Raw genomic sequence first — 20,610 nt, forward strand, 5'->3', positions numbered from 1 at the left:
CATGAAAATTAACGACGAATATAAAGAATTAGCTTGGCAAGGTTTATGGAAAAACAACCCTGGTATCGTACAACTTTTAGGATTGTGTCCATTACTGGCAGTCACTTCAACGTTAACAAACGCCATTGGTTTAGGGCTGGCAACTTTATTTGTACTTATTTGTTCAAATACGACCGTATCGGCCATTCGTAAATGGGTACCTAAAGAAATTAGGATCCCTATTTTTGTTTTAATCATTGCGTCTTTTGTTACCTGTGTACAACTCCTCATGAATGCCTATACCTTTGGTTTGTATCAATCATTAGGTATATTTCTCCCCTTGATCGTCACCAATTGTGCGATTATTGGTCGAGCTGAGGCATACGCCTCTAAAAACCCGATCAAACAAGCAAGTTTTGACGGATTAATGATGGGCCTAGGTTTTTTATTAATACTGATGTTGTTAGGGGCCGTAAGAGAAGTACTTGGTCAAGGAACATTGTTTGATGGTGCGACTTTATTACTCGGCGAATGGGCAAGTATATTGCGTATCGAAGTCTATACGCTCGATAGCCAATTCTTACTGGCAATACTGCCCCCTGGTGCTTTCATTGTGATGGGGTTATTTATTGCTTTAAAAAATGCGATCGACGATCGAGTAGCGGCTGCTAAGCCTAAAACAGAAAATCACGAAATTTCCCGTGTTCGTGTCAATTTTGATGAAAAATAACAATCATAAAGAAAACAATTATGAATAAAGTGCAGCGTTTAGAAATATTAACTCGTTTACGAGATAATAACCCTCATCCAACCACTGAACTTAACTTTTCTTCACCTTTTGAACTGTTAATTGCTGTACTACTCTCAGCACAGTCAACTGATGTCGGTGTTAATAAAGCGACAGCGAAGCTTTACCCTGTTGCTAATACGCCTCAAGCTATTCTTGATTTAGGACTTGAGGGTTTGAAGTTTTATATAAAGACCATTGGTTTGTTTAATACTAAAGCTGCCAATACTTTAAAAACTTGCCAAATGCTGGTCGACTTGCATGGCGGTGAAGTACCTGAAGATAGAGCAGCTCTAGAAGCATTACCCGGCGTTGGCAGAAAAACTGCTAATGTTGTTTTAAATACGGCTTTTGGTCAGTTAAAAGATAATGAAGGAAAATACTTTATTGCGGTAGATACCCATATTCAACGACTCGCAAATCGTACAGGTTATGCAAAAGGTAAAACTGTCGAAGAAACAGAAAAAAATATTATTAAAAATACGCCAAGAAAAACTGAATTTTTTTATAATTTACACCACTGGTTTATCCTCCATGGTCGTTATACTTGCATAGCAAGAACCCCTCGTTGTGGCTCTTGTATTATTGAAGATTTATGTGGTTTTAAAGAAAAAACTAGTGAGTAGAGCTAATAAAGTCAGGCTCAAAAAAACTATCAATTTATATACTTATCATAAATTTTTTGATACTCACCACTTTCCTTTAGCTTTTGTAAACCAACGTTAAAATCGTCACGTATTTTATTATCTCTAAACACCGGTCGATAATCAGCTGGCTTATCAACAGTAAGTTTGTGTTCTTCAACTTCCTGCATGTCTAAAAGGTGCATTAGTTTTAATTTTTTTGCAAAGTACTTGAAGATATAACGGTCACTTAACACAACGTCGTACCGGCCATAATAGAGCAGTCTAACTTGCGTTAATTGGTCGCTAACCCCATAAAATCTATTTTCATCTTTTACTTTTTTTAGCCATTTTGGATACCGTTTTTCTGCTCCCTGAAAAGACACCACTCTCAATGAATCAAAGTCACTCGGTTTCTTTATTGAAATAGCTCTGTTTTTCAGAGTAATAAAAACATTATTGTAAATAACAGCAGGCTTGGCATAAAACCCTCCGTGTAATGTTAAGTCGACACCCATATCTCCCATAGCAGCATCGACCAAATTACTGGTAAAAGCATAAGGAATTCGCCCTAAAGGAAAATAGTGGGGTTTTAGTGTATGACCTTTCAAAGCCAAAGCTGCAGAAATAATGTCAATTTCAATTCCTGTATTATTTTTCTCAAAAATATAAGGTGGAATTTCTTTACTAAAAGCCATTGATACTTCTGCTGCACCACTAAAGAGCGGGAACAAAAAACTGATCAATATCACGCTATATTTTATGAGTTCTATTTTTATCATGTAACCAGTGTGTAGTAAGTTTGTTAACAAGATAGAACAAAACATAAAGTAATCATCTAATAAAGTCACTTTATTTTTAGTTTATAAATAATTAAGAGGAGTAGACTTTAATTATGATAATAAATAAAATACCCTCTATTTATAGCATTCACTTACTATTATTAACCATAATTTCTTATATCGTATCAAACGAATATTTTGATGCTATAAAGAATTTAGCTTCACTAACTAAGCAAACAGGATCAAGATGAAATTTTTACATACTATGGTACGCGTTCATGACTTAGAAAAGTCTCTCAATTTCTATATCAATCAGCTAGGTCTCATTGAAACAAAGCGTGTTGATATACCTAAAGGAAAATTTTCATTAATATTTCTTGCCACAGAAATTGGCGCTCCTGAGATTGAACTGACGCATAACTGGGATTCTCAAGAAGACTATACCGCGGGTAGAAACTTTGGTCATTTAGCTTTCGAGGTTGCTGATATCTATAAAACCTGCGAGAAGCTTATGGCAGCTGGGGTTATTATTAATCGTCCACCACGAGACGGCCATATGGCTTTCGTAAAATCACCAGATGGCATATCCATTGAGTTATTACAAAAAGACGATTCACTAGCCCCACAAGAGCCTTGGTTAAGTATGGAAAATATAGGTAGCTGGTAGGTTTGTCTGTCTCCCTCTTGTCGATGACGCGATTATTTAACAAGAGGGGGGAATTGTCATTTAAGCACAGACAATAAATCACTGTGTTCGTCGGTCCAAATTACCTTTTTATTTTGATCTACGCTTTCTGATGGCCAATCCCGTCGATAGACTTTTATTCGAGCATTATTTAAAAACAATCGATTATTCGTCAACAAAACCCACTGAACATTATGTTCGTTCTCTTTATTTGCATTCGTTTCAACATAAATAATTTCTTTATTTATAACGCTCGCTAACCCACGCACTAAAGGCGTTAAATTTAAGTGTGAATTTGAAATATGTATCGCCAGTACACCATCATGCTTTAAGTGCTTAAAATACAGTAATAAGGCTTCTTGTGTTAATAGATGCTGTGGAATAGAGTCACCAGAAAAAGCGTCAATCACTAATACATCAAACTGCTGACTGCCTAAATCATCTAACTGTTTCTGTAAGCTCACTCTACCGTCCCCTAGCACCAGCTCAATGTTAGCAGCAGAATCTTTTAGGTAGCTAAAGTAGTTTTGTGCTACAAAGATAACCGCAGGATTTAATTCATAAAAAACATAGTGGTCACCTTCATTACCATAGGCAGCTAAAGTTCCAGCACCCAAGCCAACAAAACCGGCATTGATCTTTCGATCAGTGCCCTCGTCTAACCTCTGTTTTGTGAGTTGTTCGAGCACAAGAGCAACACCGGTATTTTTTCTATAATAGCTTAGCGGAATAGTCTCTTCTCCACTTTCTAAAGATTGTGTGCCGTGCGATGTTGTTCCATCAATCAAACGACGTTGAATTTTATTGTTAATTTCAACATCTTTAACACTTAAAATGCCGTAAAAGTTACGCTCACTCGCTACATTTGTTTTAATAAAAAGGGTATTCAAATAGAATAATCCACCCATAAAACTTATGGCTAAAATGATATTACTTGTTACTAACCACGTTTGCTTTTTAAGACGAGTTCGCTGTTGTGAATAAATACTCAATGCTAAAAGGACAAATACACTAATAATAGCCAAAGGGAATTCTAAGAATTGATCAAAGATATTTTGCGCAATAAAAGCGACAAAAGCACTCCCCAAAAATCCGCCCAGTGACATAAATAAATAAAATAAAGTTAACTGTTCAACTTGCGGTTTTAAACGTGCTAACTCACCATGGCAAATCATACATGCAATAAATAGAATGCTCGCATAAATAACAACTTGTGAAATAATATCGAATCCAGATCCAATAAAATACATCAACAATGCCAAACAAGCAGTAAGTACAAATAGCGCAAACCAATATTCACGCACATACCATTTAGGGCTATGAAAACTAATAATAAAAGTAAGAAGGTATAAACAAAGGGGGAGTATCCATAAAAAGGGTACCGGTGGAACATTTTGCGTCATTGCATTCGTGGTTGCCACTAATAAAATCACCCCAACCATAGCAAGGGCTATCCATAAAATTTTATCAAGCAATGGAGCGCTATCGTGATTTTCAACCTCTTTGTCACGCTTATGCACCTGTTGAGAACTCAATGATAGTTTCGACATTTTCCACAGTAGAGTTACCATCATCAATGCATAGATCACATAACCCAAAGTCCAATAATTCGATTGCTGAGTTGTGGAAAAAAGTGGCTCAAATAGAAAAGGAAAGCTTATTAGCGCCAGCAATGACCCTAAATTAGATAATGAATATAATTGATAAGGAAGTTTCCCTACTTCGATATACGTTAACCATCGCTGTATTAACGGACCCGTTGACGACAAAATAAAATAAGGTAAACCTATTGAAATGGTTAATAACAACAATATATTGTGGAGAGGCGAAGTGGACGGTGAAAAAGTGCCGAAACTTTGAATACCAATAGGAAGAAATAACACACTACAGACAATCAATATTAAATGAATACTTAACTGTTTTTTTACCGACTTAAGGTGCGTCAAGCAGTGTGCGTAGAAATACCCCAGTAATAAAAAGGCTTGAAAAAACAGCAAGCATGCGGTCCAAACAGCTGCTCCACCACCAAAATAAGGCAGAATTAATTTAGCAATGAGTGGCTGTACTTGAAATAATAAAAAAGCACTTAAAAAAATAATCGCTAAATATAGCATTTAATATGTTTCTCTTAATTAAAGATGTTTTTCAGTAATAAATTTTTATGTGTATTACTCTCAACACATAAAAAAAGCGCTACTATAGCGCTTTTTTTATTGTCAGCTAAATACATTATTCAGCTTTGGCTTTTGCCTTAGGTTTCGCTTTCGGTTTAGCGGCGGCCTTTGCTTTGGGTTTTACTTTTTTCTTTGCTTCTTCAACCCATTTACCATCAACATACTTTGCATTCCAACCTGTTGCTTTAGGTTTAGCTCCTTCAGATTCGGGTGCAAGTTCAGTCATTACATACTGTTCTTTGGTTTTACGACTGTAACGAACAACGGCTAAGTTGCCATCCGGGTCTTTAACAGGTGCATCGGCTAAATAATAAAATTTACTCGAAATTCTATCTCTAAAGCGTTGCAACTCTTCGACTTTAGGTGCGCGTGTTTCTCTTGAGCGCGGGAAAGTATTCGCTGCTAAGAAAATACCTGCCGCGCCATCACGTAAAACAAAATGCGCTTCCGATTTTTCACAAGGTAATTCAGGTAACTGAACAGGGTCTTCTTTTGGAGGAGCCGCTTCACCACTCGCTAATAACTTACGGGTGTTTTTACACTCAGCATTGGTACAATCAAAATACTTACCAAAACGACCTGATTTGAGTTCCATTTCAGCTTCACAACGATCACATTCTAAAATAGGACCGTCATAACCCTTAATTTTAAACTCGCCCTTTTCAACTTCAATACCATCACAAACAGGATTGTTACCACACACATGTAATTTGCGTGTTTCATCAATCAAATAACTGTCCATCGCTGTACTACATTTATCACAACGGTGCATTGCACGTAAGGCATCTGTCTCTTGGTCTTCAATTAATACACTAACGGCTTCTTCACCTGAAGTAAGGTTCATAGTTTGCGTACAGCGCTCTTTTGGCGGTAAAGCATAACCAGAACAACCTAAAAACACTCCTGTAGAAGCAGTACGGATACCCATTTTACGGCCACACGTTGGGCAATCAATATCGGTTAATACCGGTTCATTGTTGCGCATACCACCTTCTTCAGTTGGCATGTCCGCTTGGCTTAACTGTTTGGTAAAGTTTTTATAAAAACCGTTAAGTACATCTTTCCAATTGGTTTTACCCTCAGCCACTTCATCAAGCTCTTGTTCCATGTTGGCGGTAAAATCATAGTTCATTAAGTCTTTGAAGCTTTCAGATAAACTATCAGTAACAATTTCACCCATTTTTTCAGCGTAAAAGCGCTTTTTATCCAAGCGCGCATAACCACGGTCTTGAATAGTCGAGATTATTGACGCATACGTTGAAGGACGACCAATTGAACGTTTTTCTAATTCTTTAACTAATGAAGCTTCGCCAAAACGTGCGGGCGGTTTAGTAAAATGCTGAGCAGGGTTTAATTGTTCAAGGGCTAATACTTCACCCACCGACAAATCAGGTAAGTGCTTATCGTCACCTTTTGATAATTGCGGGTGAACTATTGTCCAGCCGTCAAATTGCATTACGCGACCTTTGGCTTTTAAATCAAAGCCTGAAGCACCAACAGTAATTGTACTGACGGTATAGCGTGCGGCCGTCATTTGACAAGCGACAAACTGACGCCAAATAAGGTCGTACAGTTTTTTAGCATCCGCTTCGATACCTTCCATAAAAGCAGATTCTATTTTAACATTTGACGGACGAATCGCTTCATGAGCCTCTTGCGCTCCAGATTTACTGCTATAAACCTTTGCTTTTTCAGGTAAATAATTCTCACCAAAATTCTTCGCAATATAGCCACGACACATTTCAACAGCGTCTTTACTTAAATTGGTTGAATCGGTTCGCATATAAGTAATATGACCGGCTTCATATAAACGCTGTGCCAAGCCCATAGTACGTTTGACGCCAAAACCTAATTTAGTACTCGCCGCTTGTTGCAGCGTCGACGTAATAAAAGGAGCAGATGGCGTACTTTTTGACGGTTTATCGTCTCGTTTATCAACGGTATATGCTGAACTTTTTAAGGTTGCTAACGCTTTATTTGTATCGGCTTCATTGGTAGGTTTAAACGCTTTACCATTTTCATGGGTAACATCTAATGGAAAGTCTAACCCTGAAGCTGTTTTTGTGTCTGCGGTAATTTCCCAAAATTCTTTTGGGTCAAACGCTTTAATTTCACGTTCTTTTTCAACAACTAACTTTACGGCTACCGACTGCACACGACCGGCAGATAAACCGCGAGCAACTTTCTTCCACAATAATGGGCTAACCATAAAGCCAACAACGCGGTCAAGAAAACGTCGTGCTTGTTGTGCATTCACGCCAGGCATGCTTAATTCACCTGGGGTAGAAAAAGCTTGCTGAATAGCATTTTCGGTTATTTCATTAAAAACAACACGTTTAAACTTACTTTCATCGCCACCAATAATTTCTTTTAAGTGCCAGGCAATCGCTTCACCCTCGCGATCCAAATCGGTTGCGAGATAGATAGTGTCGGCTGAACCGGCAAGCTTGATTAATTCAGCAACAACTTTTTCTTTACCTTCAAGTATTTGATAATTTGCTTCCCAATCGTTTTCAGGGTCAATACCCATACGGTTAACAAGTGCTTGCTTATCACGTTTAGCTTTATATTTGGCCTTTGCTGCTGGTGCCATTTTTCTGACTTCAGCTGGGGATTTCGCAGCAACTTTTTTACCTGTGCTGCTATGAGGAAGATCACGAACATGACCAACACTAGATTTCACAATAAAGTCTTTACCAAGATATTTGTTAATTGTCTTCGCTTTGGCTGGTGATTCGACAATAACTAGAGATTTTGCCATATATATATACTTTCCTACGTCACTGGCTATTTTTTTTGCCAGTATAATTACATTTCGGTTATAACTGTCTAAAAATTAGCCGAGCAACTCATTTTTAGAGCAATTAAACCATAAATCATTGAAATTAGAATTCCTATTAGATATATCGGTAAATAACCAAGCTGACAAGTTATTATTTTTAATAACATCGCCTAATTAAGCTATTTTCGTTATAATGCTGTCAATATTTCAGTCTTATCACAATAAAAATCTAATAAAAGTTTAGGCGCTGACAATAATTGAATTCTTTATCAAATTCAATTATTCACAAAATAAAACCTAAAGACACCTATATAAAACACTATTCCTTTACTATTAATAAATAGCATGAAAGGGATAAATAACAAGAGTACTAATATATGACAACTTCATGGACCAATTTACAGGAAAAACTTGCCAACTGTCTATGCCCTGCAGGTAACGGGGTTTTTACCGTTAATACCGCTAAAGAGCGTAAAGAGCAATTACATCAAGCATTATTTGGCCAATCGACCGATATTGATAATTTATGGAAAGACTCGTTAAACAAGCTTCCTGATGCATCAAATGCCGTTATCTTAGGTGTAGCTTCTGATTGTGGAGGCGGAATTTTACGTGGTGCAAACTGGGGACCATTATTTGTACGTTCAACCTTACTTGAACAATATCCTGACCTTGAAGCATTTGACATGGGAGATGTGCGTGTTATTCCTCATTTACTTCATGACAAATATTTAAATGAAGCCACACTTTCTAACTGTAGAAAAGCACTTTATAAAGATGAAAACAGCCCTTATGCGGTTAGCCCATTAACCATTACTGAAGATGTATTACACGATTTTTATGCTGAATTCCCTGAAAAAGGTATTTTCGGTATTGGCGGCGATCACTCAGTAAGCTATCCGTTAACAAAAGCTTATTTACAAGCGAAGAAAAAACGTGGTATCCGTGCAGCTATTATTCATTTTGACGCCCATACTGATTTATTGGTTGAACGCTTAGGTATCGATTTATGCTTCGGCTCTTGGTGTACCCATATTTTAGATGATTTACATGAAAAACATCATTTGATTCAAGTTGGTATCCGCTCGAGCGGTCGTCCTAAATCTCATTGGGAAGACACTTTTGGTGTTAGACAGCATTGGGCACATGAAGTGAAAGAGCTTGGTGTTGAAAAAATCATTGAAAATATTTTAGCGCAATTACAAGATGAAAATATCGATGAGCTTTATGTTAGCTTTGATATTGATGCGCTCGATGAAACTGTCGCTGCTGCGACAGGCACACCAGAGCCCGACGGTTTATTTCAAAATGAAACGATGGCTATTCTTCGTGCTTTAGCGGCGAAATACCGTATTACCGGTGCCGACATGATGGAAATTGCTCCTTTTACCGACAGCACAGGTTTAGGAAAAGAAAGTCGAGACAAAACATTAGCGGCTGGCGCTGAAATATCAGCATTCTTATTAGCCGAGATGGCAAAGTAGATTTTTAGTTAACAATCTTATTTAAGTTTTATTAGCTATTTGTTATCAATAAACAAAAATAAAAAACCGCTATCAAGCGGTTTTTTTATAGGTAAACAGTTCATTCTTATTGGATAATAAGACTCACACCACTAAATACGGTTGTTACACCACCAGGGGTTTCAACTTTTATTTCTAATGGTCCACTGGTTGGCTCTGCTTCACCTTTAATAGCAACGCTAAATTGACTACCGCCATTACTCGCATCTCCTGGCCATACATAACTACTGGTACCAACGACGGATCCAACACTAGCCACAAATGAAACAATAGTACCCGCTGGCATGGGTTGGTTGTGTAAATCAGCGATAACAATACTCACAGTTCCTGTGCTTTCACCCGCGATATACAAAAGCTTATCATCTCGGTTAAAGTTCGGTGACGTATCTACAACGGCATCATTTGTTGCGGTAACAGTGATATAAGGTGATGTCCCAGACATAATAATAACAGTAGAACCACGCACATTGGTTGAAACTTTTTGCGCTTTTTTGGTCGGATCAGGTTCGTCATCCGGGTTAGCACAGTATTGATTGGCAATTTCAGTACCTGGATTGGTTAGGTCATTTAGCCCACATAAAATACCATTGTATACACTGTTCTCTATATCAAAAATTGCATTACTATTAAAATCAACGAACTCTTCTAGCTCACCACCTGCTTCAGTGCTAGTTTCTACTGGGTTATATAAGTTATCTTCGTTATGATCAACAAACGCCTCTTTTAAGTCGTAAAGTCTGTCACCTACATCTAATCCTTGAAATAACGCATATTCGCTTTCATCAAAGCGGCCATTACTGTTTTTATCTGGAAACGATTCCTCACCAATAGCGGTTGCTAATATTGTCACTCTTCCGCCATACTCCTGTCCAAGATAATTTTTGCCGTTGGCTAATCGAGCACAAAAGATCGTTGGGTCATCATTATCAGCCACGCTGCAAAAATTGCTCGTTAATAATTGTCCCGCAGGGCGTGGGTTTTGACTGGTCCACATTACAGAACATACACCATTAATTGTTGTACATGAAGAGCCAACAGAGCCACCTTCAGTCGTAAAATTAACGGCGGTTCCATCAGGTACTGGATTATTAAAGGCATCAGCCATGCGAACAACAACAGGTACTTCTACACCATCAACGCCCCAAGCTTCTGGATTGGCTACTCCTCGTGACAAGCTAAAGCTATCTTGATCCGGTAAACCTGTTGAAACAACAAGTTGACTAGATTGAGTAAACACAAATGTACCATCTAAAGTCTCTGTTGATGCAGTAACACGTACGGTAGTTGCAACCGAACCTGAATTAACCACTGTTTGTACTATGCCTTGGTCATTACTGGTTGCAAAATCTTGGCTTAACGCTATACCGCCCACATTCGTATTTAATGAAAAATTAACGCGGCGATTATTATAAGCATTACCATCAGTGTCTTTTACTTTAAATACCACGGTTGAGCTTTCAGAGCCTCCAACTATACCAGCACCTAATATGCCAATATGCTCTGGCGATGCCGACACATATTCAATACTACCGATATCAGCAGCTAGAACACTAACAGATGCAGTTGCTGATAAGTTAATACCTCCTGCATTCGCGGTAACATTGATGATGTCATCGCCAACACAGCCTTGTGCTAAGTAAGTACTTGTCGCAGCACCGTTAGAGGTAGTAATGGGTGTGCTAAGCGTAGCGGTTGATTGTGCCGTGCACCCAGATGAAAAATTAACATCTACCGGTTCAGTAAATAAGTTACCTTGATCATCAACAATTGATACTGAAATAACACTGGTTCCGCCAGCTGAAATATTGGCTAAACTGACATCAGCAACACCTTCTACAAATGGGCTGCCCGTTCCCATAATGACCGTAGAAGAACCAACAACAAAAAGTGTTTGACCTGATTCACCACTGCTAATTGAAGCAGTTATAGTACCAGCACCTAAATTTTCACCCGCATAAATATCAACAATGGCTTGATTGTCAGCATTAGTTATCGCCGATGGGATCGGTATATCGCCAACTGTTGAACTAAAAGTAACGATTAAAGGTGCGCTAATGCCATCAATAGTCGCGATTACTCTCGCAGGTTTTGATGACGTTACCGTATCGGTAGGGACTCCCTCTCCGTCTATTAAAGTGACATTGATATTGATATCACCAACAACACCAATATCATCACCTTGTGTTTTAAAGCCTAATGGAACGCTAGAGGTTTCACCAGAGGAAAGAGAAGCGGATATTTCACCAGCGCCACGAACACTCCCCGCTGTTAACGTGATAGTCGCTTCACCGTTATCATCTGTTAATGCCGAGCCAGATGATGGCGAAAAAGCGCCTAAATTTGTCGTAAAAGTAACTGCTCTATTGGTCACTGGCAAAGTCCCTTGCATAACAGTCGCGGTAACGATAACTGGTGCAGCACCCGTAACGGTCGTATCAGAAATATTCAATGAAAGTGTACTCACGACCGATCCACCTTCATCAGGTGTTTCAACTCTAGACAAGCCTCCATCTCCACTCCCACCACAGCCACTTAGCGTGATAAATAAAATCCAAAAACCCAAACGTTTAAGTTGTGCCATGCAAGTATCCCTTAATTTTTAATTACATCTTCATTAATAGTAACTTATATTATAAAAATTTCATTAAAAATAGCGCTATAGTTGCTTTTTAATCAATAGCTTTTTAATCAATGAATTACCTGTTAATCTACTCTTCATAATTTATAATAAAAAATAACGTTGCATTTCTTTATGACTGATAAAAAAAAAGCTAGTTTAACCGCTAGAATCGTTACTGGCATGCTTGCTGGCATCGCAGTAGGCGTGTTCTTACAATTTCTGATGCCAAACAAATCAGACTTTGTTATCCCTCTCTATTTCTTTGAAATTTCATTACGATCATTTTTGGTTGACGGGATTTTTGAAGTCATTGGGCAAATTTTCATTTCAAGTTTAAAAATGTTGGTGGTACCACTTGTTTTTGTATCCCTTATCTGTGGCACTTGTTCATTAAAAGACACGACAAAACTTGGCCGCATTGGCGGTAAAGCTATTGCCCTTTATTTAATCACTACAGCAATAGCCATTAGCTTTGCGATGTTTTTAGCGTTATTAATAAGCCCAGGTGAAGGGGTCAACATGGCCTCAGACACAACTTTCGCTAGTAAAGAAGCGCCATCGTTAGCGCAAGTTTTTATTCAAATGTTCCCGAGTAACCCGTTTGAAGCTTTTGCAAAAGGCAATATGCTACAAGTCATTGTATTTGCCTTACTGTTTGGCATTGCCATTGCGCTATCAGGTAAAGCTGGCGAACGTGTAGCTAGCTTATTTGAAGACATGAGTACAGTTATCATGCGCTTGGTTACTATCTTAATGAATCTTGCCCCATACGGTGTCTTCTGTTTATTAGCGAGTTTGTTCACTGATATGTCGATTGATATTTTCAAGAACCTAATGATCTATTTTTTAGTGGTTTTCTTTGCGTTAATATTGCATGCGACAGTTACTTATTCGACTATATTAAAAGTAATGACAGGCTTGAGCCCTATTACCTTTTTGAGAAAAATGCGTGATACCGTTATCTTCGCATTTTCTACCGCCAGCAGTAATGCAACTATACCCGTGACACTAGAAACCGTAACAAAAAAAATGGGTGTTAAAAATTCAATCGCTTCGTTTACGGTTCCATTAGGTGCAACCATTAATATGGATGGTACCGCTATAATGCAAGGTGTTGCCACCGTATTTATTGCGCAAGTATTTAATGTCGACTTAACGTTTAGCCAATATTTAATGGTAATACTTACCGCTACACTTGCATCGATAGGTACCGCGGGGGTTCCAGGAGTTGGTTTAATAATGCTTGCCATGGTATTAGACCAAGTAGGCTTACCTGTTGAAGGTATTGGCTTAATTATCGGTGTGGACCGCTTACTTGATATGACCAGAACGGCAGTGAATGTTACCGGTGATAGCATGGTATCGATTGTAGTCGCTAAATCTGAAAACCAGTTTGATGAAGAGGTTTTTTATGATGACAATGCCGGTAGTAAAATTGAGAATATTGATTTTCAGCATTTAGATAAAAATCAAAGTGACAGTTAACTCATTTAACCTAATAATCGCTTAATAAAAAAGGTGCTTTAAAGCACCTTTTTTATTAAGTTAAATTTGTACAACAAGCTAGCCAGTAATTAATGGCGTAAATGATTTAACTAAATCATCAATTGATTTCATTTGCTGTAAGTAAGGCTCAAGTTTATCAAGAGGTAAAGCGCAAGGGCCATCACACTTAGCGTTATCGGGGTCAGGGTGCGATTCTATAAATAAACCCGCTAAACCTAATGCCATACCACTACGTGCCAATTGAGCGGCTTTAGCACGACGTCCGCCGGCAGAATCTTCTCGGCCACCCGGTTGCTGTAGAGCATGAGTTGCATCAAATATTACTGGCGCATAATCTTTCATTTCGTCCATCGCTAGCATGTCAACAACAAGATTATTATAACCATAACAGCTGCCGCGCTCACAAAGTATAACGTGCTCATTACCTGCTTCTGCGAATTTATTAATGATATGACGCATTTCATGTGCGGCAAGGAACTGTGGTTTTTTAACATTAATAATTGCATTGGTTTTTGCCATTGCTACCACAAGATCTGTTTGACGTGCCAAAAATGCCGGTAGCTGAATAATATCAACTACCTCTGCAACTGGCTGTGCTTGATATACTTCATGGACGTCAGTAATAATTGGTACATTGAACGTCGACTTTATTTCTTCAAATATTCTCAAACCTTCTTCTAAGCCTGGCCCTCGGTATGAATGAACCGAAGAACGATTAGCTTTATCAAAAGATGCTTTAAACACATAAGGAATATTCAACTTTTGCGTTACTTCTACATAGTGCTCTGCAATGCTCATCGCTAAATCGCGAGATTCTAATACATTCATGCCGCCAAACAACACGAATGGTTTATCGTTCGCTATTTCAATATTGTATTTATTGAGTTTTATTGAAGTTATTGTCATAATTTTTCCAAAGTAAGTCTGGTGCTAACAAACGATTAGCTACCAATAATTCTTAACAACTGGCCACATAGCCAAGCCATATAGGTGCCTAAAGCATAGCCTAACACCGCAAGTAAAACGCCAACAGGCGCTAAAGAAGGATGAAATGCTGAAGCGATAACAGGCGCAGAAGCAGCACCACCAATATTCGCTTTGCTACCAACAGCTAAGTAGAAAATAGGCGCTTTAATTATTTTGCCTACAATGAGTAGTAAAATAACATGCACTAACATCCAAATAACGCCAATGGCGATATATTTCGGTGACTCTACAATTTGAGTTACGTCCATGTGCAAACCTATTGTCGCCACTAATACATATAATAAACTGCTACCTACTTTCGATGCTCCTACGGCTTCAAGCTTTCTCACTTTAGTAAACGACAATGCTAAACCAATGGTTGTCACTAATACGATGATCCAGAATAGCTTTGAATGTAAGCTGAATTTTTTCAAGTCAGGGAAATTCATTTGAAAGTACGGCACTAAATAGTCTGCGGCAAAATGTGCCAAACCTGCGGCGCCAAACCCTACGGCGATAATCAGCATAAAGTCTTTTAATACAGGTAATTTGGTATTTTCCCGTTGTGAAGCTTCAACCCGGTCAATTAATCTATCGATTGCAGAAGTATCAGCGCCACTCTTCGCATCAATGCGTTTATGATTAGCGGCTAAATACAGTAATACCGCCATCCACAAGTTGGCAACAACAATATCAACGGTAACCATAATAGTGAATATTTTTCCGTCAGCGCCATAAATCTCTTTCATTGCTAGCATATTAGCGCCGCCGCCTATCCAACTACCTGCCAGCGCTGCCATACCACGCCAAACAGCTTCCGGCCCTGTAACACCAAGCAGTTCAGGCCAAATAGCTGAAATAGCCAATAAGGCAATTGGGCCGCCAATAACGACACCAATCGTCCCCGTTAAAAACATAATAACGGCTTTATTACCCAGACCAACAATAGCTTTTATGTCGATGCTCAAAGTCAGTAAAACTAAACAAGCCGGTAATAAGTAATACTTAGCGACTTCGTCTACTTGACTTAATTCTGCACTAACAATGCCAAAAGTGTTTAACAACGACGGCAGTAAATAGCACATCAGTAATGCGGGTACGTATTTATAGAACTTCTTAAAGGCTGGATGTTCACTATTAGATGTATAGAAAACGAACCCAAGTATTATCGCGAGCAATCCCATAACGGTAGCGTCATTCGTGATAAAAGGGCTATTATTGATTATTTGATCTTCCATTGATTAACCTTGTTATTTTTATTGTGTTTATGCGTAAGGCTTACCTTACTTTCAGGATTTATTTAATGTAATACCGTATCAGCTATCGTAATTTTGTCCAATTGCATTTTTAATAATTGCGCTGCAGGGTCCTTTGGACATTTTTCGACAAAATATTGGTAATCGTCGTAAGCGACTTTAAAACAGTCGAGTTGATGTAATAAAAAGCCTCTATCTCGACGCTCAAAGGGATCATCTGGCCGCAAAGCAATTAAAATATCAACACATTTTAGTGCTTGAGGAAACTGCCCTTCACGGATCAACGCATTTTTCAATGAACTAACATGCTTAACAATTAAGCTTAATCTCGAAATGTCTTCTATTTGATCACTTTGTGGATCACCATCAAGGTCGTCCATACATAAATCAAGCTCATGCCAGTTTAATGATTCTCCCGTAATGGGATCAAAAACAATCGCATAAAGTTCATCACATACTACGCGGATCATATTTTTCTTTGGTACAAAGACCACATCAGTTTCAAAACCACAAAGACGAAATATATGACACAGTACAATACTTTTTAATGCGGGCGACATTAACTTAAAATCAAGACCACTCTTTAATATATGAGCAGTAACCGGCCAAAAATCACGTTGGTTATCAATAAACAGTTGTTCAATGAAGAGTTCATTGATCAACTGTTCAGCCTTTTCGAGATACTCTTCTGTATCAGCAATCAATTCTGAACATTGTTCAACAATATGATTAAGATCCGCGGGATCAAAGTCACAATGACCAAAAACAACTTCTTCAATAAGGACAAAAGCGTCAATGAGGGATTTGTCGTCATCATTGAGCTCGGAAAATAATAATTCATTCATACTGTAGTTTTTAATTGCTTACCCTATTGTAAAGTTATGGCTTATTTCGGAGGGAGGATATTAATTATAAAAATACCGTTTGTTTTGTTGTTGCTATTTTTACCGCTAACATGATCCAACTCATAGCACCTAAATAACCTATTACCTGCATAGTTCGATTACGCGCTAATTTTAAGGTGTAATAACCGGTAAATATATAAAAAATGATCGCTATAATTTTTTCAGCTAACCATAATTGTTCTAATGGGTTAATCGCTAATTTAACCGATAGGCCAACACCTAATAACAATAAAAAGGTATCAACGATATGAGGGCTTATTTTCAACCATTTTTTATTTAATTGTGATGAAGCCATCAGCGTTAATGCAAAGCGGTAAGTGAACAATATAATGGTTATTGCTACTAGCGTCATATGTAAATGTTTCATCGACATTCCTCATTATTATTTTTGTTGTCACTCAACATAATACAACAAGTGACTCGATCGTTTCCGGCATAATCTTTAAGTGTTTCAATCGATTGATAGCCTAATCGATGTAATATATCTCTAACACCTTCTGCTTGTTCAAAACCATGTTCTAAGTAAAGCGCACCATTATCTTTTAAGTAAGCTTGAGCATCTTTCGCAATGCGTTTGATATCTGCATAACCGTTATCACTAGCAACAAGTGCCGATAGCGGTTCAAATCTGACATCACCAATTGCTAAGTGTTTATCGGCGCCGTCGATATAGGGAGGGTTACTCACAATAATAGTAAACTTTTTATTTGCTGTTATATTGGAGAACCAATCACTTTGATAAATTTCAACATGTGATAGCTGTAAGCGTTGAGCGTTCTTTTTAGCTAAAGTTACCGCATCATCACTAAAATCGACCCCATGAATTTGCCATTGATTTTTTTCTGATGCTAGCGCTAATGCAATAGCCCCAGTACCTGTGCCCAAATCTAAACAGGACAAATCATTTTCTACATGGCGCGCTAAAATGTGTTCAACGAGTAATTCTGTATCAGGACGAGGAATTAGCGTTGCGGGTGACACATAAAAAGGTAATGACCAAAACTCACGTTCTTGGATGATATAAGCAATAGGTTCACCTTGTAAACGGCGTTCAAACAAGGCCATAAAAGCTTGAAAATCTTGCTCTGTAAGTTTTTTTTCAGGCCAAGTTAACAAGTAACTTGTTTCTTTGTTCAAAACAAAAGCGAGTAAAATTTTACAATCAAGTTTTGCACTATCTGAAAAGGCAGCGAGTAACTGCTGCCCTTGATTAATTATTTCAGCAAAGCTCTGCTGGCAATATGTTATTGACGATTTTAAAGATTCGCTCAAACCAGTAACTAGTTTTGTTCAGCGAGAGCCGCAAGTAAATCGGCTTGATTTTCTAACATTATAGGCTCTAAGACCAAGTGCAAATTCCCTTCAAGCACCTCGTTTAAACGATATAAAGTAAGATTAATACGGTGATCAGTCATACGCCCTTGTGGATAGTTATAAGTACGGATACGTTCTGAACGATCGCCACTTGCCACGAGATTTCGACGTGAAGACTCTTCTTCACTGCGGCGTTTTTCGTCTTCAGCTTGTTGTAAACGAGCTTGCAATACTGACATCGCTTGCGCACGGTTTTTATGCTGTGAGCGTTGCTCTTGACACTCGACAACCACACCCGTTGGAATATGCGTAATACGAATCGCAGAATCAGTTTTGTTAACGTGTTGTCCACCCGCACCTGATGCACGGAACGTATCAACTTTTAAGTCAGCTTTGTTAATTTCTATCGCATCAGCTTCTGGAATTTCAGGCATAACAACCACTGTACAGGCAGAAGTATGTACACGACCTTGAGATTCAGTTTCAGGTACACGTTGTACGCGATGTCCGCCAGACTCAAACTTCATTTGTCCGTAAACGCCTTCACCAATGACTTTGAAAATAACTTCTTTATAGCCGCCTTGTTCACTTTCATTCGTGTTCATGACTTCTATACGCCAGCCTTTCTTTTCACAGTAACGGCTATACATACGATATAAATCGCCTGCAAAAATAGCAGCTTCATCACCACCCGCCCCCGCACGTAATTCAACAAAACAGTTATTGTTGTCGTTTGGATCTTTAGGTAATAATAAAATTTGTAATTGATCAGTTAATTCTTCAATCGTTTTCTTAGCGGATTTAAATTCTTCTTGCGCCATTTCACGCATATCAGGGTCTTCATCTTTTAGCATTTCTTCCGCTAAAGAAAAGTCTTCTTCTGCACTTTGGTAGTCATTAAACACACTAGTGACTGCTTCTAATTGAGAAAACTCTTTTGATAAGGCAATAAATTTTTCTTGATCCGAAAGTGTTCCAGGATCAGAAAGCAAGGCTTGAACTTCTTCAAAGCGCTCGACTAATATTTCAAGTTTTTGATAAACAGATTTATTCATTAAGAAATCTTATAATTAGGGAACAGCGGACGAAAATTGGTGGTCTGCAGTTTAAAGGGTTAGTTGTACACTTTCAATCAAAGGTGTAAAAAAGCTGTAAATAGCCAAGTTAGCCGAAATTACCATCTTCATATGTTTGGGATATAGGGAAGTCAAGCACGGCTATTTAATATTATAAATGTCACGCAAGTAAACCAGTTTGTCTAATTCTCCACCTTGTGCAGCTGATTGAATAGCGCTGGTTGGTGCGTGCATAAATTTATTGGTCAATTTAGTGGCTAATTCAGCCAAGATAGCCTCTGGTGACTTATTACCTTGTAGCTGTATAAGGGCTTTTTCAAGTAATAAATCGCGGTGTTCTAAACACTGTTTGCGATAGTCTATGACAGTGTCTTGCGTATTTAAGCCACGAAGCCATGACATAAAAACATCTGACTGCGTAGAAACAATCGCTTCAGCTTGAACAGCTTCTTTACGACGGTTCGCTAAATTTTTGGCAATAATGCCTTGTAAGTCATCAACGGTGTATAAAAAAACATCTTCTAGATCGCCAACTTGCTCTTCAATATCGCGAGGAACCGCTAAATCAACCATAAAAATAGGTCGATGTTTACGTTTACCTAATGCGTGTTCAACCATTCCTTTACCGATAATGGGTAAAGTACTACCGGTTGAACTAATAACGATATCTGCATCAGCCATCTTGTCAGGAATTTGCGCTAAGGTAATAACATCTGCGCCAATGGCACCTGCCATTGCTTCGGCTCGGGCAATAGTACGATTAGCGACGGTTATTTTACCCACTTTATTTTCGTATAAATGTTTAGCAACCAGCTCAATGGTGTCTCCGGCTCCAACTAAAAGCACTTTTACATTTTCAAGACTTGCAAAAATATGCTTTGCTAAATTTACCGAAGCGAAAGCCACGGAAACAGCGCTAGCACCGATTTCTGTTTCTGTACGAACTTGTTTAGCGACACCAAAAGTGCGTTGAAATAAACGGTCCATGATTAATGACATAGAGCCCGCAGCTTTTGCTTGGCTGTAGGCTTGCTTCATTTGACCTAAAATTTGCGGTTCGCCTAAAACTAAAGAGTCAAGACCACAAGCTACACGCATCATGTGGTTAACCGCTTGTTGATCAGTATGCCAATATAAACTAGGCGTGATAATTGAAGCCGGCACATTATGATGTTGCTCTAACCACCTAACAACTTTCTCTTGGGTAATACTTACATCACCCTCTTGAACTAAATAGAGTTCTGTTCGATTACAGGTTGATAAAATCGCTGCTTCGCGACATTTTACGTTCCCAAGTAATTCAGTTAATGCCACACTTAAGTTGTCGGGGTTAAAAGAGATTTTCTCTCTAACAGCAACGGGGGCAGTTTTGTGATTGATTCCAACAGCAACTATCGACATAACGGGAACTATTCAGCCTTAATATACGATTAATACAAGAAATAAAAATTATCTTTGACCAGTTTATTTTCGATTAATCTTTTCATTAACCACATTATTAATCAGGTTTTATAAAAAACCTATGATCTATGATAAATAATGATGTTAATTTTACGAAAAATCACAGAAAATTAAAAGCACCAAATACGCGACAACGCGATATTTTAACGTTTAACTTAATATTAATGGTTT

At 38.3% G+C, this 20,610-nt stretch carries 16 protein-coding genes; 5 read left to right on the forward strand and 11 right to left on the reverse strand.

What is annotated here, in order from left to right:
* Position 1 precedes the first annotated feature (1 nt).
* Together H4J39_RS14310 and nth are read left to right on the forward strand one after the other, a co-directional pair.
* On the forward strand, positions 2-709 hold the full coding sequence (locus H4J39_RS14310) for an electron transport complex subunit E (RefSeq protein ID WP_182182072.1): 708 nt from the start codon (positions 2-4) through the stop codon (positions 707-709).
* A gap of 20 nt (positions 710-729) precedes the next feature.
* Entirely contained in the window at positions 730-1,392 is a 663-nt protein-coding gene (gene nth, locus H4J39_RS14315; RefSeq protein ID WP_182229088.1) for an endonuclease III, read from the forward strand.
* 29 nt (positions 1,393-1,421) lie between these two features.
* On the opposite strand, the gene H4J39_RS14320 is transcribed toward nth, so the two are convergent.
* Entirely contained in the window at positions 1,422-2,141 is a 720-nt protein-coding gene (locus H4J39_RS14320; protein ID WP_310649763.1) for an ABC transporter substrate-binding protein, read from the reverse strand.
* 277 nt (positions 2,142-2,418) lie between these two features.
* On the opposite strand from H4J39_RS14320, the gene H4J39_RS14325 reads away from it, so the two are divergent.
* Positions 2,419-2,838, forward strand: coding sequence for a VOC family protein (locus H4J39_RS14325; protein ID WP_182229089.1), 420 nt, complete (start codon positions 2,419-2,421; stop codon positions 2,836-2,838).
* 56 nt (positions 2,839-2,894) lie between these two features.
* Here the strand turns inward: H4J39_RS14325 and H4J39_RS14330 are convergent, their stop codons facing one another.
* Positions 2,895-4,970: a fused MFS/spermidine synthase gene (locus tag H4J39_RS14330; RefSeq protein ID WP_182229090.1), complete on the reverse strand. Its 2,076-nt coding sequence runs from the start codon at positions 4,968-4,970 to the stop codon at positions 2,895-2,897.
* 115 nt (positions 4,971-5,085) lie between these two features.
* Positions 5,086-7,791: a type I DNA topoisomerase gene (gene topA, locus H4J39_RS14335; protein ID WP_182229091.1), complete on the reverse strand. Its 2,706-nt coding sequence runs from the start codon at positions 7,789-7,791 to the stop codon at positions 5,086-5,088.
* Positions 7,792-8,189: 398 nt separating this feature from the next.
* Here topA and H4J39_RS14340 point away from each other — a divergent pair, with 398 nt between their 5' ends.
* A complete protein-coding gene (locus tag H4J39_RS14340; protein ID WP_182229092.1) occupies positions 8,190-9,296 on the forward strand; it encodes an arginase family protein in 1,107 nt (368 codons plus the stop codon).
* Between the two features lie 106 nt (positions 9,297-9,402).
* Here the strand turns inward: H4J39_RS14340 and H4J39_RS14345 are convergent, their stop codons facing one another.
* The gene (locus H4J39_RS14345; protein ID WP_182229093.1) at positions 9,403-11,916 is read right to left on the reverse strand and encodes a hypothetical protein; all 2,514 of its coding nucleotides are present in this window, start codon (positions 11,914-11,916) and stop codon (positions 9,403-9,405) included.
* Positions 11,917-12,087: 171 nt separating this feature from the next.
* Between H4J39_RS14345 and H4J39_RS14350 the strand changes: the two genes are divergently transcribed.
* Entirely contained in the window at positions 12,088-13,440 is a 1,353-nt protein-coding gene (locus H4J39_RS14350) for a dicarboxylate/amino acid:cation symporter (RefSeq protein WP_182229094.1), read from the forward strand.
* A gap of 78 nt (positions 13,441-13,518) precedes the next feature.
* On the opposite strand, the gene kdsA is transcribed toward H4J39_RS14350, so the two are convergent.
* The 7 genes from kdsA to hemA all read right to left on the reverse strand — a co-directional run bounded on the left by kdsA (position 13,519) and on the right by hemA (position 20,379).
* A complete protein-coding gene (kdsA, locus tag H4J39_RS14355; protein ID WP_182229095.1) occupies positions 13,519-14,367 on the reverse strand; it encodes a 3-deoxy-8-phosphooctulonate synthase in 849 nt (282 codons plus the stop codon).
* 35 nt (positions 14,368-14,402) lie between these two features.
* The gene (locus H4J39_RS14360; RefSeq protein ID WP_182229096.1) at positions 14,403-15,665 is read right to left on the reverse strand and encodes a DUF819 domain-containing protein; all 1,263 of its coding nucleotides are present in this window, start codon (positions 15,663-15,665) and stop codon (positions 14,403-14,405) included.
* A gap of 62 nt (positions 15,666-15,727) precedes the next feature.
* On the reverse strand, positions 15,728-16,528 hold the full coding sequence (locus tag H4J39_RS14365; protein ID WP_182229097.1) for a SirB1 family protein: 801 nt from the start codon (positions 16,526-16,528) through the stop codon (positions 15,728-15,730).
* 64 nt (positions 16,529-16,592) lie between these two features.
* The gene (locus tag H4J39_RS14370; protein WP_182229098.1) at positions 16,593-16,955 is read right to left on the reverse strand and encodes a SirB2 family protein; all 363 of its coding nucleotides are present in this window, start codon (positions 16,953-16,955) and stop codon (positions 16,593-16,595) included.
* Positions 16,952-17,860, reverse strand: a complete 909-nt coding sequence (prmC, locus tag H4J39_RS14375) for a peptide chain release factor N(5)-glutamine methyltransferase (protein WP_220462211.1) — start codon at positions 17,858-17,860, stop codon at positions 16,952-16,954. Before prmC ends, H4J39_RS14370 begins: the two co-directional genes overlap by 4 nt.
* 8 nt (positions 17,861-17,868) lie before the next feature.
* Positions 17,869-18,957 carry a peptide chain release factor 1 gene (gene prfA / locus H4J39_RS14380; protein ID WP_182229099.1) on the reverse strand — a complete coding sequence of 363 codons (1,089 nt, stop codon included), beginning with the start codon at positions 18,955-18,957 and terminating at the stop codon, positions 17,869-17,871.
* A gap of 162 nt (positions 18,958-19,119) precedes the next feature.
* Positions 19,120-20,379 (reverse strand): glutamyl-tRNA reductase, encoded by a 1,260-nt coding sequence (gene hemA / locus H4J39_RS14385; protein WP_182229100.1) that lies wholly within the window; start codon positions 20,377-20,379, stop codon positions 19,120-19,122.
* Positions 20,380-20,610: the final 231 nt, after the last annotated feature.

Origin of the sequence: Colwellia sp. Bg11-12 (assembly GCF_014076955.1) — a bacterium.
Classification (GTDB): domain Bacteria; phylum Pseudomonadota; class Gammaproteobacteria; order Enterobacterales; family Alteromonadaceae; genus Colwellia_A.

What these genes read in the sequence shown, in the direction of transcription:
- kdsA (WP_182229095.1), bottom strand. Translation starts at nt 14,367, where the DNA reads ATGACAATAACTTCAATAAAACTCAATAAATACAATATTGAAATAGCG.
- nth (WP_182229088.1), top strand. Translation starts at nt 730, where the DNA reads ATGAATAAAGTGCAGCGTTTAGAAATATTAACTCGTTTACGAGATAAT.
- H4J39_RS14370 (WP_182229098.1), bottom strand. Translation starts at nt 16,955, where the DNA reads ATGAAACATTTACATATGACGCTAGTAGCAATAACCATTATATTGTTC.
- H4J39_RS14325 (WP_182229089.1), top strand. Translation starts at nt 2,419, where the DNA reads ATGAAATTTTTACATACTATGGTACGCGTTCATGACTTAGAAAAGTCT.
- H4J39_RS14350 (WP_182229094.1), top strand. Translation starts at nt 12,088, where the DNA reads ATGACTGATAAAAAAAAAGCTAGTTTAACCGCTAGAATCGTTACTGGC.
- hemA (WP_182229100.1), bottom strand. Translation starts at nt 20,379, where the DNA reads ATGTCGATAGTTGCTGTTGGAATCAATCACAAAACTGCCCCCGTTGCT.
- H4J39_RS14365 (WP_182229097.1), bottom strand. Translation starts at nt 16,528, where the DNA reads ATGAATGAATTATTATTTTCCGAGCTCAATGATGACGACAAATCCCTC.
- H4J39_RS14310 (WP_182182072.1), top strand. Translation starts at nt 2, where the DNA reads ATGAAAATTAACGACGAATATAAAGAATTAGCTTGGCAAGGTTTATGG.
- H4J39_RS14360 (WP_182229096.1), bottom strand. Translation starts at nt 15,665, where the DNA reads ATGGAAGATCAAATAATCAATAATAGCCCTTTTATCACGAATGACGCT.
- H4J39_RS14340 (WP_182229092.1), top strand. Translation starts at nt 8,190, where the DNA reads ATGACAACTTCATGGACCAATTTACAGGAAAAACTTGCCAACTGTCTA.
- prfA (WP_182229099.1), bottom strand. Translation starts at nt 18,957, where the DNA reads ATGAATAAATCTGTTTATCAAAAACTTGAAATATTAGTCGAGCGCTTT.
- H4J39_RS14330 (WP_182229090.1), bottom strand. Translation starts at nt 4,970, where the DNA reads ATGCTATATTTAGCGATTATTTTTTTAAGTGCTTTTTTATTATTTCAA.
- topA (WP_182229091.1), bottom strand. Translation starts at nt 7,791, where the DNA reads ATGGCAAAATCTCTAGTTATTGTCGAATCACCAGCCAAAGCGAAGACA.
- H4J39_RS14345 (WP_182229093.1), bottom strand. Translation starts at nt 11,916, where the DNA reads ATGGCACAACTTAAACGTTTGGGTTTTTGGATTTTATTTATCACGCTA.